This is a genomic window from Mobiluncus mulieris ATCC 35243, assembly GCF_000160615.1.
Lineage (GTDB): Bacteria > Actinomycetota > Actinomycetes > Actinomycetales > Actinomycetaceae > Mobiluncus > Mobiluncus mulieris.
This window is the reverse complement of sequence record NZ_GG668519.1, coordinates 160,442-172,621: the sequence shown is the minus strand read 5'-3', so window position 1 is coordinate 172,621 and position 12,180 is coordinate 160,442. Positions and strand designations below refer to the sequence as shown.

General features: G+C 56.5%; 13 protein-coding genes. 12 read left to right on the top strand and 1 reads right to left on the bottom strand.

Features of this window, described 5'->3' with window-relative positions; all coding sequences use genetic code 11:
- The first annotated feature begins 153 nt into the window (after nt 1–153).
- The 7 genes from HMPREF0577_RS05790 (at nt 154) to HMPREF0577_RS05760 (ending at nt 4,850) form a co-directional block, all read left to right on the top strand.
- Nucleotides 154–1,248: a TadA family conjugal transfer-associated ATPase gene (locus tag HMPREF0577_RS05790; protein ID WP_004012803.1), complete on the top strand. Its 1,095-nt coding sequence runs from the start codon at nt 154–156 to the stop codon at nt 1,246–1,248.
- Nucleotides 1,241–2,158, top strand: coding sequence for a type II secretion system F family protein (locus tag HMPREF0577_RS05785; RefSeq protein ID WP_004012802.1), 918 nt, complete (start codon nt 1,241–1,243; stop codon nt 2,156–2,158). The genes HMPREF0577_RS05790 and HMPREF0577_RS05785 overlap by 8 nt, the downstream gene beginning before the upstream one ends.
- A 9-nt stretch (nt 2,159–2,167) precedes the next feature.
- Entirely contained in the window at nt 2,168–3,061 is an 894-nt protein-coding gene (locus tag HMPREF0577_RS05780; RefSeq protein WP_004012801.1) for a type II secretion system F family protein, read from the top strand.
- A 99-nt stretch (nt 3,062–3,160) separates the two neighbouring features.
- A complete protein-coding gene (locus HMPREF0577_RS05775; protein ID WP_004012800.1) occupies nt 3,161–3,397 on the top strand; it encodes a hypothetical protein in 237 nt (78 codons plus the stop codon).
- Between the two features lie 7 nt (nt 3,398–3,404).
- Entirely contained in the window at nt 3,405–3,857 is a 453-nt protein-coding gene (locus tag HMPREF0577_RS05770; protein ID WP_004012799.1) for a TadE/TadG family type IV pilus assembly protein, read from the top strand.
- A gap of 53 nt (nt 3,858–3,910) precedes the next feature.
- Nucleotides 3,911–4,360: a hypothetical protein gene (locus HMPREF0577_RS05765; protein WP_004015157.1), complete on the top strand. Its 450-nt coding sequence runs from the start codon at nt 3,911–3,913 to the stop codon at nt 4,358–4,360.
- A 10-nt stretch (nt 4,361–4,370) separates the two neighbouring features.
- Nucleotides 4,371–4,850: a pilus assembly protein TadG-related protein gene (locus HMPREF0577_RS05760; RefSeq protein WP_231282821.1), complete on the top strand. Its 480-nt coding sequence runs from the start codon at nt 4,371–4,373 to the stop codon at nt 4,848–4,850.
- Here HMPREF0577_RS05760 and HMPREF0577_RS05755 read toward each other — a convergent pair whose 3' ends face one another.
- Entirely contained in the window at nt 4,851–5,780 is a 930-nt protein-coding gene (locus HMPREF0577_RS05755) for a hypothetical protein (RefSeq protein WP_004012796.1), read from the bottom strand.
- A 164-nt stretch (nt 5,781–5,944) separates the two neighbouring features.
- Here HMPREF0577_RS05755 and HMPREF0577_RS05750 point away from each other — a divergent pair, with 164 nt between their 5' ends.
- The 5 genes from HMPREF0577_RS05750 (at nt 5,945) to truB (ending at nt 12,138) form a co-directional block, all read left to right on the top strand.
- On the top strand, nt 5,945–6,481 hold the full coding sequence (locus tag HMPREF0577_RS05750; protein ID WP_004012794.1) for a ribosome maturation factor RimP: 537 nt from the start codon (nt 5,945–5,947) through the stop codon (nt 6,479–6,481).
- Between the two features lie 14 nt (nt 6,482–6,495).
- Entirely contained in the window at nt 6,496–7,479 is a 984-nt protein-coding gene (gene nusA / locus HMPREF0577_RS05745) for a transcription termination factor NusA (RefSeq protein ID WP_004012793.1), read from the top strand.
- A 336-nt stretch (nt 7,480–7,815) separates the two neighbouring features.
- Nucleotides 7,816–10,575 (top strand): translation initiation factor IF-2, encoded by a 2,760-nt coding sequence (infB, locus tag HMPREF0577_RS05740; protein WP_004012792.1) that lies wholly within the window; start codon nt 7,816–7,818, stop codon nt 10,573–10,575.
- A 19-nt stretch (nt 10,576–10,594) separates the two neighbouring features.
- Nucleotides 10,595–11,026, top strand: a complete 432-nt coding sequence (gene rbfA, locus HMPREF0577_RS05735; protein WP_004012791.1) for a 30S ribosome-binding factor RbfA — start codon at nt 10,595–10,597, stop codon at nt 11,024–11,026.
- Nucleotides 11,023–12,138 carry a tRNA pseudouridine(55) synthase TruB gene (truB, locus tag HMPREF0577_RS05730; RefSeq protein WP_004012790.1) on the top strand — a complete coding sequence of 372 codons (1,116 nt, stop codon included), beginning with the start codon at nt 11,023–11,025 and terminating at the stop codon, nt 12,136–12,138. The genes rbfA and truB overlap by 4 nt, the downstream gene beginning before the upstream one ends.
- The last annotated feature ends 42 nt before the right edge of the window (nt 12,139–12,180 follow it).

Genomic DNA, 12,180 nt, shown 5'->3' with positions numbered 1-12,180 from the left:
ACCTGGGTATTTCGTGGGTAAAAGCTTAGAAAATGCTTAAAGAATGCTTGGTTTTAATCTCTGTTCCAAGTTAAATCTAACTGAAACTAAGCAAGAAATATCGGGAAGCAACTCATGAACCCGCATATTTAGTGGAGTGATAAAGGTGATGCGATGTACGGTGCGATTCAGCCACTACTGGATGACGCAGAGGTTGAGGAAATCTGGCTAAACAGTCCCACGGAAATATTTTGTTCACGAAATGGCAGAGCCGAGTTGACGAATCTTTTGCTCAGCGAGAAGGAAGTGGAATCTCTAGTCGAACGGATGTTGCGTTCCAGTGGCAGGCATCTGGATTACGCCAATCCATGTGTGGATGCCACTTTGGCTACCGGAGAGCGGCTGCACGTGGTGATACCACCGGTTACTGCGAACTGGTCGATAAACATTCGTAAACATCACGCCAAAGCCCGACGGATTACCGACTTGGTAAAACTGGGGTTGATTCCGAGCTCCGTGGCGCTTTTCTTGAAAGAAGCGGTCAAAATTGGGCTGAATATTTTGGTATCTGGCCCCACCCAGGCGGGGAAAACCACGACAGTACGGGCGCTTTGCGGGGAAATCCCAAGCAATCAACGGGTTGTGACTTGCGAAGAAGTCTTGGAGCTAAACCTAAAATCAGCCGACTGTGTCGCCATGCAAACTCGCAACGCCTCAATGGAGGGACATGGCGAGATAACCTTGCGTGACCTAGTGAAAGAAAGCCTGCGAATGCGACCTGACCGACTGATTATCGGGGAGGTACGCGGGGCGGAGAGCCTAGACATGCTGATTGCTTTGAACTGTGGCATTCCCGGAATGTCAACTATCCACGCCAATACAGCGCGAGCTGCCCTGATGAAGCTGACGACTTTGCCACTCTTAGCCGGAGAAAACGTGACTGCCGCCTTCGTGGTTCCCACGGTAGCCAACGCTATCGACTTGGTAGTGCAGCTGCGGGGCACCTGGCAAGGCAGCCGGGCGGTTAGTGAAATCGTCGCTCTCGATCGCAGCGTAGAAAACGGCCAGATTGGGGGCGTGTCTCTCTATCGGCCAAACCCGGCGGATTTGGAAAACCTGACTGGCATAGCAAGCTCAACACCGGACGACGCGTCAGCTGTTCCCCGAAACATAGCCTGGACTGCCCAAAGCGCCACCTTTGACTTTGAAGCCGCCTTCGGCTCGCGAGCCCGTTACCTGTCAACTCTTGTGGAGCCTCAAGATGCTTGAAAATACCGCTTTTTTCGCGTCTGACTACGCTGGGGATATTGTGCCGGTAATCTTGGTGGGAATTGGCCTGTACCTGGTGATTTGGCACAAAACCATGCCGATGCGACCGGCTTCCAACTGGGCAAACCTCGATGATTGGTGGCAACGCCAACAGCGTCGTTTCAACTCGTGGAGCCAGGCAGCGGGTAAAAACCTGAGCATGCCACGTTTTTTACTAATCTCGGCTGGATGTGCGTTGGGATGCAGCCTTGCCCTGATGATTGTCGTGAAACTAGGGGTAGTAGCAGTCTTAGGCGGGCTTTTGGCGGCATTTACTCCGTACTTGAGCTTGAATGTGAAACGCAGCAAAATCCAGAATGCCCGAGGCAAAGCCTGGCCACACGTGGTGGATAATCTAATTTCGGGGGTGCGAGCGGGAATGAGTCTGGGAGAGACCCTAACAAAAGTTGCCACTAGTGTTCCCCCGTCCCTCCAAGCACCATTTGCGCACTTCGTCTTGGACTACCACGCGCGGGGCAACCTTGACGGCTCCCTTGCTATGCTGAAAAACGAACTGGCTGACCCGGTAGCTGACCGTATCATTGAGGCCTTGCGGCTGGCGGCTCAGGTAGGTGGCAATGACCTGGTGGCGCTGCTTGAAGACCTCGGGTCGATGATTCGAGCCGAGGAACGTACCCGCGCCGAGATTCTCGCCCGCCAATCCTGGACAGTAACTGGGGCAAGGTTAGCGGCTGTTGCGCCCTGGCTGATTTTGGCCATGCTGCTGGCTAAAGACCAGACCCTTGAAATCTATGCCACTCCCACGGGCAGTGTCATCTTGACTAGCGGGGCGGTTGTCTCGGTGGTGGCGTATCTATTGATGCTTCGTTTCGGTCGCCTTAACCGGGCACCGCGAATGATGGGAAACTAAGGGGAAGCCATGCCGGGAAATATTTTTATCACCGCCAGCTGCGCTGCCTTGGCTGTGGCTTGTCTGGGTTTGGCAATCCTGGTGGTGTCGGTACCACGAAATATCCCGGGAGTGTTCCCGATGTGGCGGTTGAAGCCATATCTTAATGGGGAATCGCCAACGAGAATCCCTCACCGTCTGGCATCCCTGCGCGAGCTGGGCTTGGTTTCCAGTGACGAATCGGTGCGGCGACGCATTGTGCTGGCGGGTTCTAAAACCACGTTGTCGGAAATCCGGCGTCGCCAAAAACTTGGAGCCATCTGGATGGGAATCGCCGCGTTGCTGTTGACTATTCTGGGGGCAGCGGCGCATACCCTCAACCCGCTCGCCGCTATTTTCGCTATCTTGGTATTTCCTTTGATGGGAGTTGTGTACCCCGATTATCGTCTCAGTGCTGGAGCCAAACAACGTCAAATGCAGCTCAACCAGGAACTGCCCGATGCCATCGAACTGCTTGCCTTAGCGGTGGGAGCTGGCGAATCGCTGTACATGGCGTTAGAACGCGTGGCCAGTCGCTGCACCCAGGTAACCGGCGAGGAACTGACCCGGTTGATGGCCGAACTCAAACAGGGCGAAGCGCTGTCCATGAGCCTGACATCCTGGCGCACCCGCACTGAATCCGAGGTTCTATCCCACCTGGTGGATGCGGTGGTTTCGGCCTTGGAAAGGGGCTCCCCTTTGGCGCAAGTGTTGCGCGAACAGGTGGCGGATTCCCGCTCGGCTGCCCGAAACCAGTTACTCGCCCAAGGCGGTAAAAAGGAAGTTTGGATGATGATTCCGGTGGTGTTCCTGATTCTGCCCCTGACAGTGGTTTTCGCACTTTACCCTGGCTTGGTGGCGTTGCAAATGACGGGTGGCGGCTAAATCCTTCGGGGTGACTAAAAACTCTACCGCCCCGTACTGCCATACTTTCTTGAAGTCTTTTAAAGCTAGTAACCGATAACAGAACAGAAAGAGGTAACTATGAAAATAATCACAAAAATTCGGAATATTTACCTAGCCTCGCAGCAGACCTGGAGGGTTCTGAAGAACCAGATGGCCTCGGATCGCTCTCGTTGGCGGCAAGCCGATGGGGATGTGCCGGGCTGGGTAATGGTAACCCTGATGACCGCTGGTTTAGTGGTGGCTTTGTCTGCTGTGGCTCTGCCGGCTTTAACCGCGCTTTTCAACAATGCGATTACCTCGGTTTCGGGCATGTAATTTCTCTATGACTCCCGTAGTATTTGCATCCAGTACGGCCGTCGCGCCACGTCGGATTCTCAAGTGTGAAAGGGGCTCTGAGCCGGTCAGTTTCGCTTTGGTGGTGCCTCTGGTGATGTTCTTGGTCTTGGGGGTGTTGCAACTGGCGCTATCTATGTGGGTGAAAACAACGCTGATTGACGCGGCTTCTGCCGGGGCACATGCGGCCGCAGTGGTCGGGGCTCCTCCCGAAGTGGCCGAGGAAACCGTGCGGGAAGTATTGGCTTCTACGGTGGGTCGTGACTATGTGCAAAACGTCGAGGTCTCGCGGGTAAACCTCACTACTGTGTCGAACCAGTTTGGCAGCGCGCCGGTGGATGCCCTGCAAGTGTCGGTGTCGGCTCCGTTGCCGGTTTTGGGTTTCTTTGGTTTCGGTTCTTTCCAGGTGGTGGGTCATGCGGCTGTGGAGGTGGCTCCGTGAGGTTCGGTTTCATGAGGTGCTTGCCCCAATCCCGGCAGCGTAGGGGAGCGAGGTTGTCTAAATCCCAAAAGCCTGGGCGGTTACATTGGCGCGATGAATCCGGGGAAGCCACCATTGAATTCGTGGCAGTAGTCTTGGGGTTGCTGGTTCCCCTGGTTTACCTGCTGGTGGTGTTTTCCCAAATCCAGGCTGGTATCTATGCCGCCGAGGCGGGAGCAGCGGCCAGTGCCCGGATTCTCACGGAGCATCCCCATACCGGGATGCCAGCTGCTCAACTGGCAACTAAGCTGGCGGTTGCCGACCAGGGGTTGCCCGTGGAGGGCGTGAGTTTCTCGTTACGCTGTGAAACCACAACTTGTCCTGATGCTGGTTCGAGGGGGGTGGTGGAAGTGAACCTAAAGGTGCCCCTTCCGGTGGTGGGGGCGTTGGCGGCGGGAATGTTTCCTAGCGACATTAACCTTAGTTGTGTCCATCCGATTCAATGGGGAGAGCATGGTGCTTAAATATCACCTCATGAAACGAACGAAAATAATTACCCGGGTTAAGCAAGAGGAAGACGGGCGGGTTTTACTGTTGGGGCTAGGGACTTGTGTGCTGCTTTGTGTCATTGTTTTGATGACGATGAGTGTTTCGGGAATATATCTGGAACAGCGGCGTTTGCAGCGTTTGGCTGACCAGACGGTGTCTTTGGCGGTGGCGGAGGTCGACGATGCTGTCTATTACGAACAGGGTTTGGTTGAGGGTGCCCCGATTCCGATTGACCAAGCCGGAGCGCGCCGTCGGGCGGTGGCATACCTCGACCGCGTCGATTCAAGGTTGACCCCGGGGCTGAAAAGCATCGCCATAACGGGGTTTCGCACGTTCCCGACCCGCGTGGAATTGGAGCTTGCAGCGGTGGGGAACGTGCCGATTGCTTTGCCTTTGATTAGCAGTCTGACCGAGGTGCCGATGCGCGCCAAGGCTAGCGCGAGTCTGAAAACTACTTTCGGTTAGTCAAGGCCATAGTTGTGAGAAAATCTGTGCCGGGCTAATCCCGAAACGTCGTTGGGATTGAGTCGAAGCCATGGCGGCATCAATCCAGGTGGATCGCCGTTCGGGTTCGTTTTTCCCGGTGGGTGGCAGCGCCGCAATCACGTTGAGCTCTGCGGCGAAAGCGTCCGCATCCGCCTGGTTCACGAGGTGAATCGCGTTTTTGGTGTCCTTGAGAGCGGGAAAATCCAGGGCATACTGGGCACCACGTGAATCTTTCGCCCCCAGATTTACCAGTTCTTGAACCTCCCAAGAGAGTTTCTCGGCTCGACTCAAGGCCCACGTCCGGTTATATCCAGTCAAAAACGCCGCTGCTGTTTCGTGGCGGTATCTGGCGTAGTCTAGAGAGGATTGCGCCGCCTCGAGTTTCTCTATCAGGTCACGGTCTTCGATTTTCATGAGGGGCTTGTCGGAATTCGTGGCTCTATTTTGTGCGCTGACCGTTGCGGACTGGGGTGGAACCTGGATGCCTGCTGCGCTAGCCAGGGTATTAGCGTCCATTCGGTTTGCCGCGCATACGGCCGTCAGCAGGGTGGCTGTTTGCCCAGCAGGGGCAGCATCGGCACCGCGACAGGCGGTGGCGGCGTTGTCTACCAGCATTTGCACTAAATCCGCGAGATTAGCCGGGGGAGTCATCGGGGTGGGGCCGGGCTGTGCCCCGGAGGGTGTACCTTGTGGCCAGGGGTTCCACACCCCGCCCAGGGCAGCGAGACGTTGTTCGGCCTGGTCTCTAACTTGGCCAGCGGCAGCGCGCACTCCCTGGGGTTGTCCCGCGTCTTGCGCGATGGCATCCGCCCCAGTGCTGATTGCCGTATCGAAACGGGTTACTGCTGAAATCCCGGCCTGCCCTGGATTTAGACGGGGCAGGTTGTCGGGGGGAGTGTCTAAACGCAAGGCACAGCCACCTAGACATAACGCGGTGACAACGAACGTAACCCATAGACTAGTGGTAGGGCGGCGCGAGTCGCGGTGGCAAGAAAACATGGTTCCATTGTTTCACATGTTGTCATCGTCGCGGCGAACCACGGAATGGAATGAGGTAGCGGAAAGGAAAACTGATGACAGAAAACAGTGAAAATACTGGAAATGTGGATATTGCCGCTGAGGTATCCCAATTGTTGGCTCCCACAGTGACCCAGCTGGGTTTGTTCTTGGAAAAGGTTTGTGTCAAGGGCTCGAAGAATTCCCGCCAGGTAGAGATTTTCCTGGATTTACCGGCGGGTAGCGGCGAAATCGGTTTTGAACGCCTCGAGGCAGCCAGTCAAGAAATTTCGCGACTTATGGACAGTGCTGACCCGGTGGAAGGTAAGTACAATCTCGAGGTTTCCACACTGGGGGCGGAACACGCCTTGGATAATCCGCGTCTGTTTGTTCGGGCGGTGGGGCGTGACGCAGAGATTACGGTGGCGGGTCAGAAACGTGTGGGGAGAATTCTGGCCGCTGGGGAAACTGATTTTACCTGGGAAGAAGACGGAAAACAGGAAACTATTTCCTTCAGTGCATTACAATCAGCTCGGACAGTGGTTTTATTCGGAACTGGCAATGCGCCGAAAAAATCCGTGAAAACCGGCCGGAAAAATAATCGAAAAAGTTAATACGGAGGGAAAGAATGCAAATCGACATGACTGCCTTGCGCCTGGTAGAGGCGGAAAAAGGCATGGATTTTGAATCGCTCGTGGCCACAGTAGAGGAGGCCTTGTTAAAGGCTTACCGCAACCAGTCGGGGGTCAAAGCACCGGCTCGTGTCGAGGTTGACCGTAAAACTGGAGAAGTCAAAGTGTGGGTGACTGAACTCGACGAAGAGGGTAATGCTTTGGGTGATGTCGAAGTTACCCCCGAGGATTTTGGGCGTACCGCTGCCGCCACTGTTAAATCGGTGATTATCCAACGATTCCAAGAGGAAGAAGACAAGCAAGTCTTGGGGGATTTTAAGGAACGCATCGGCCAGGTAGTGTCCGGGGTCGTCGTTGCAGCTCGAGACCCGAAGTTCATTGCGGTAGACCTGGGGGATATCGAGGGAGTTATTCCCCCCGCCGAACAGGCTCCGGGTGAACATTTCCGCGATGGAGAGCGGATTCGTGTCTATGTTTTGAGCGCGGCGAGGGGTATGAAAGGCCCGCATATCGAGCTTTCCCGCACCCATCCCGGTTTGGTGCAGGGCCTGTTTAATCGCGAGGTTCCCGAAATTGAAAAGGGGCTGGTGGTTATCGAATCGGTGGCGCGCGAACCGGGTCACCGCACCAAGATAGCGGTGCGAGCCCTAGAAAAAGGTATGAACCCGAAGGGGGCTTGTATTGGTCCGAATGGCTCTAGGGTACGAGCGGTGATGAACGAGTTGAACGGCGAGAAAATCGACATTATTGATTGGTCTGATAATCCGGTAGAGTTCATTGCTAATGCGTTGAGCCCCGCGAAAGTCGTCTCGGTTCGAGTTTTGGATGAAGATCGTCGTTTGGCGCGGGTGGTGGTGCCCGATTTCCAACAGTCCTTGGCTATCGGTAAAGAAGGTCAAAACGCCCGCCTGGCTTCCCGGTTGACGGGTTGGGGCATCGATATCCATTCGGATTCTGAGGTTGGTGCGACTTCAGCATAATAAGCGGCGCATCGGTTTATAGTACTAGCCCGGCTGTCCTCGTCGCTTTGCGGCGGGGAAGCTGTGCTTTTGGGCGGGTTAGTTACTGCGCGTTAAGTTAGGTATACTGTTTCCGGCGCTTTTTTGGCCTCGCTCCTGTTGGGTTCATGAGGCGCTATGAGTATCATCCGATAGAAACGTTCCACCAAAAGCACGAGCTTCGGGGCGTTTCGCAATGACCTAAGGAAGCGGGTTGGAAGATGTTGGGCACCCGATGAGTACCCGATGAGTACCAACGATTGAGGGTCTGTCTTTTACCGGGCAGACCGGTGAAGGACAAGGAGAAACGTGGCACGAATGCGCGTGCATGAGCTTGCAAAAAAGCTCGGGACTGATTCTAAGACGATGCTTGATGTCTTGAAGGACGCGGGGGAGTTCGTTAAATCGGCGTCCTCCGTGGTAGAAAGCCCGGTGGTTAAGAAAATAACCAAGCATTTCGAAGAAAAGAAGCTGGGTAAATTCAGTCCGGAAGCTGCTAAGAAAGCAGCGAAAGCGGCAGAAAAAGCAGCAGCGGATATTACTAAGAAACCGACAGTAGCTCCGGCTATGACGGACACTACTGCGGTCGATACTGTGGAAACCGAGGAAGTCCGTGATGAGGGGGCGAGCGAGCCCAAGCGGGAAGCCCCTCATGAAGTCGGTGAAACCCCGAGCGTGGAAGCTGAAGCTGTCGAAAAAACCCCAGAGTCAACTCCGCGCGCCGCCACCCCAATCGAAACAACCCCGACGGCTCCGGTACCCACTCCGAGTGCGAAACCCACCGCTCCCAACACGAGCGCCCCGGGACGTGCAATTCCCAAACCGGGAGCCCGCATGCCTAAACCTGGTCAAGTTCGTCCCGGAAACAACCCCTTCGCCTCTTCACAGGGAATGCCCCGTCCGGGAGGCACGGGGGGAGTCAAACCCGGCTCTAGGCGCGGGCGTCCCGGGAACAATCCCTTTGCTTCGGCACAGGGCATGCCCCGACCTGCCTCGGGGGGAGCCCGACCCAAACCTGGTGATCACGCGCGTGGGGCTGGCGACGGACAGGGCAATGCCCCCAGCCACCCCGGACGTGGGGGTCGCGGCGGACACGGCGGTGATTCCCAGCGTAACTTTGCAGCTCCTCCTACCAACCGGGGTCGAGGGGGACGCGGCTCCACCCAGGGGGCTTTCGGGCGCGGCAAATCCAAGAAGTCCAAGGCGCGCCGCGAGAAACGCCAAGAAATCGAAGAGCAAAGCGCACCCGTAATCGGTGGGGTTTCCATTCCTAAGGGTAACGGTGAGGAAATCCGGATTCGCTCCGGGGCATCTTTGGCTGATTTCGCAGAAAAGATACATGTGAACCCCGCTGCGCTGGTCACGGTCTTGTTCCACATGGGCGAGATGGCCACCGCTAATCAGTCCTTGGATGAAGACACCTTTAAGCTGTTGGGCACGGAACTGGGCTATGACATTACAATTGTGTCCCCCGAGGATGAAGATCGTGACATCCTGGAGTCTTTCGACATTGACTTAGAGGCCGAGGAACTCGATGATATTGATTCCCTTGAGACACGTCCTCCCGTGGTCACCGTGATGGGGCATGTCGACCACGGTAAAACCAAGTTACTGGATGCGATTCGTAATACTGATGTGGTTGAAGGCGAATACGGTGGGATTACCCAGCATATTGGTGCCTATCAGGTTACTTTGAAAAAGGCTGACAAGGGACGCCGGATTACTTTTATCGACACCCCTGGTCACGAGGCCTTCACCGCGATGCGGGCGCGCGGTGCGGAAGTCACGGATATTGCGATTATCGTGGTGGCCGCCGATGACGGGGTGATGCCCCAGACAGTCGAGGCGATTAACCACGCGAAAGCCGCCGAGGTGCCGATTGTGGTGGCGGTTAATAAAATCGACAAGCCCGAAGCCAATCCTGACAAAGTAAAAGCCCAGATGAGCGAGTATGGCGTGCTGCCGGAAGAATACGGCGGAGACACCATGTTCGTCGAGATTTCAGCCAAGCAACGCCAGGGGATTACGGAACTGCTAGATGCGGTGCTGTTGACGGCTGACGCGGTGCTGGAACTGAAAGCCAACCCGGATGCGCCGGCTCGTGGGGTGGCGATTGAAGCGAATCTGGACAAAGGACGCGGCGCGGTGGCCACTGTGCTGGTACAGCGTGGCACCCTGCGGGTCGGGGATGCGATTGTGGCTGGTACCGCCTATGGGCGGGTGCGAGCCATGTTTAATGAGCGCGGCCAGAATGTGGATGAAGCCGGGCCGTCTACTCCCGTACAGGTACTGGGTCTCACCTCGGTGCCCCGCGCGGGCGATTCTTTCCTGGTGGCCGAGGACGACCGTACTGCCCGACAGATTGCGGATAAACGCGCGGCAGTGGAACGGGCGGCACTGTTGGCCAAGCGTCGTAAGCGGGTCACCCTGGAGTCCTTCGACGAAGCGCTAAAGGCTGGCAAGGTCGACATGTTGAACCTGATTATCAAGGGTGATGTGTCCGGCTCCGTGGAAGCCCTGGAAGATTCCCTGTTGAAGATTGACGTGGGTGACGAAGTGGGCTTGCGGATTATTCACCGTGGCGTGGGTGCTATTACCCAAAACGATGTGAATTTGGCGACAGTGGATAATGCCGTGATTATTGGTTTCAATGTGCGCCCGGCCGAACGCGTCGCGGAATACGCCGATGCCCAGGGCGTAGACATGAAGTTCTACTCGGTGATTTACCAGGTCATCGAGGATGTCGAGAATTCTTTGAAAGGTATGTTGAAACCCATCTACGAGGAACACGATTTGGGTTCGGCCGAAATCCTCCAGGTCTTCAAGTCCTCGAAGTTCGGCAATATCGCGGGTTGTATCGTCAAATCTGGCACCATCAAACGCGGCACGAAAGCCCGCTTGGTGCGTGAAGGTGTCGTGGTCAACCAGGAGCTGTCGATTCACTCGCTGCGCCGCGAGAAAGACGATGTCACCGAGGTTCGCGAGGGATTCGAATGCGGTATTGGCTTGGACTTTAAAGACATTCAGGTTGGCGACCGTATCGAAACCTGGGAGATGAAGGAAATTCCGCGTAACTAGTCTGGTTTAGGAGGTAATCATGGATGAAACCCGACGCGAAAAAGTCGCGGCGAATATCATGACGACGGTAGCCAGCATGTTGAATAACGGCTCGATTAAAGACCCGCGTCTCGGATTCGTCACCGTAACCTCGGTTGAGGTCACGGGGGATTTACAACATGCCAAGGTGTACTACACTGCCTACGGCAATGACTCCGCCCAAAACGCGAGCGCCGCTGCGCTGGCCTCTGCCAAAGGGGTGATTCGTTCCCGGGTGGGAAAGAATCTGGGCACCAGACTGACCCCCACCCTGGAGTTTTGCCCCGACCCGCTGCCCGCCCAGGCGGCGGCGGTAGAGAATGCTTTGGCGGCCGCGCAACAAGCCGATGCTCAACTGGCGGCACGCAAAGGCAAGACCTATGCTGGCGAGGCTGACCCGTACAAAAAACCGCGTAACAGCGAAGCAGAATGAACGCGGCAGTTGATTTTCTGCCTCCCAATCCGGGCGAGTTGCCGCGCGGCGCAGACTGTGGGGCGGGCTTGCTGGTGGTGGATAAACCCCAGGGCTTGACCTCTAACCAAGTGCTCTCCCGGGTGCGCCGCATAGCGGGACAAAAAAAAGTCGGCTACGCCGGGACTTTGGATCCGATGGCGACGGGCTTGCTGATTTTCGCCTTGGGTAAGGCCACGAAACTGTTGCAATACTTGGGTTCCTCCGACAAGGCTTATGTGGCGCGGGTGCGTTTCGGGGTGTCTACTGACACCGACGACGCTGCGGGCACCGTGGTGGGCGCAGCAGGGGCGGGCGGATTGACCGGTTCGGTTTTGGCGGATTCATTAGGGGCATACCGGGGAGCGATTCACCAGGTGCCTTCTAGTTTTTCCGCCATCAAAGTGGCGGGTCAACGGGCGTATGCGCTCGCCCGCCAAGGCCAGGACGTGAAACTGAAATCCCGGCCAGTCACGATTTCTCGCCTGGAGCTGGAATCCGGGTTGGCACCTCATGAAATCGACGTAAGCATCGGCCGCGCGGCGCAAGAGACGACCCCGAGAAACCCGGGCGGAGAAAACCCCGGGGCAACTGGGGGAGGGGCGGCACTAGCCGCAGCTGATGGGGGGCGCGTGACGGTGGCGGACGTGGATATCGCCGTGGAATGCTCGGCGGGAACCTATATCCGCGCCCTGGCTCGCGACCTGGGGCGAGACCTTGGCACCGGGGCACACTTGACCGCATTGCGCCGCACCCGAGTGGGGAACTATGGACTGGAGGCGGCACGCAACCTAGCTGAGCTTGGCGAGGAAGTCGCAACGCAGGGCATAATTTCCATTATTCCTTTGGATGCGGCGGTGAAAGCGCTGTTCCCCACCTTAGAGTTAGACGAAACACAGGCGCGGGCACTGGGGTATGGACAAACCGTCACCCTGCCGTCCCCGTCCCCGGCGTTATACAATAACAACCAGCCGCTCGCGGCGGCGCTGGACGAAGCTGGTCAAGTCATAGCTTTAGTGACACCTCGGGTGGGCGATACGGCGATACGGGTGAAGCCGACTTGGGTGCTGCGCCCAGCGGTTGCGGCTTCATGAGTTGCTGTGCAATGTGGAGAACGAGTCTAGGTATGTCTGGAA

Bases quoted from the DNA above. Each gene is read 5' to 3' on its own strand.
- HMPREF0577_RS05790 (WP_004012803.1), top strand. From the start codon at position 154: ATGTACGGTGCGATTCAGCCACTACTGGATGACGCAGAGGTTGAGGAA.
- HMPREF0577_RS05785 (WP_004012802.1), top strand. From the start codon at position 1,241: ATGCTTGAAAATACCGCTTTTTTCGCGTCTGACTACGCTGGGGATATT.
- HMPREF0577_RS05780 (WP_004012801.1), top strand. From the start codon at position 2,168: ATGCCGGGAAATATTTTTATCACCGCCAGCTGCGCTGCCTTGGCTGTG.
- HMPREF0577_RS05775 (WP_004012800.1), top strand. From the start codon at position 3,161: ATGAAAATAATCACAAAAATTCGGAATATTTACCTAGCCTCGCAGCAG.
- HMPREF0577_RS05770 (WP_004012799.1), top strand. From the start codon at position 3,405: ATGACTCCCGTAGTATTTGCATCCAGTACGGCCGTCGCGCCACGTCGG.
- HMPREF0577_RS05760 (WP_231282821.1), top strand. From the start codon at position 4,371: ATGAAACGAACGAAAATAATTACCCGGGTTAAGCAAGAGGAAGACGGG.
- HMPREF0577_RS05750 (WP_004012794.1), top strand. From the start codon at position 5,945: ATGACAGAAAACAGTGAAAATACTGGAAATGTGGATATTGCCGCTGAG.
- nusA (WP_004012793.1), top strand. From the start codon at position 6,496: ATGCAAATCGACATGACTGCCTTGCGCCTGGTAGAGGCGGAAAAAGGC.
- infB (WP_004012792.1), top strand. From the start codon at position 7,816: ATGCGCGTGCATGAGCTTGCAAAAAAGCTCGGGACTGATTCTAAGACG.
- rbfA (WP_004012791.1), top strand. From the start codon at position 10,595: ATGGATGAAACCCGACGCGAAAAAGTCGCGGCGAATATCATGACGACG.
- truB (WP_004012790.1), top strand. From the start codon at position 11,023: ATGAACGCGGCAGTTGATTTTCTGCCTCCCAATCCGGGCGAGTTGCCG.